Genomic DNA, 434 nt, shown 5'->3' on the forward strand with positions numbered 1-434 from the left:
GAGGCCAACCAGGACAAACCATACGAGGCCGGGGATTTTGCGGGGCTGCTTGGTGTGAGCGTCAGCGCTGCGGTAGAGCTTGAAGACTTTTTTGTCGTAGCGCCAGGTCTGCTTGGTCAAGCTCTTGGCGTAGAGCAACTGACGGCTGCAATGGTCCCACTCATAAACGATGGTCAAGGGCAAGTTGGCCATGCGGCGCACGTGCAGGTGGCGACCGACCAGGCCGTGCACGTGGCGGTCGGTGTTGATGACGTTTTGGGTGATGAGCACGAAGTCGACGCCCATGTGCCGGTGGGTGTCGAGGGCTTGGATTTCGTCGGGGACTTTGGAGCCGTTGGGCCGTGGTGGCCAGGCGCGCTGGAATTCGTCGAAGACGATGACTGCGCCAGGCTTGGCCCACAGGTGCCAGTCTTTGAGGCCTTGGTTGTCACCGC

General features: G+C 61.1%; 1 protein-coding gene. It reads right to left on the minus strand.

All coding sequences use genetic code 11. The features are described from left to right. Positions 1-434: zonular occludens toxin domain-containing protein (locus QEP12_RS16970; RefSeq protein ID WP_284214994.1), on the minus strand; the 434-nt coding region annotated here is incomplete at both ends.

This window comes from Comamonas jiangduensis (assembly GCF_030162955.1).
In the GTDB taxonomy this organism is placed as follows: domain Bacteria; phylum Pseudomonadota; class Gammaproteobacteria; order Burkholderiales; family Burkholderiaceae_C; genus Comamonas; species Comamonas jiangduensis.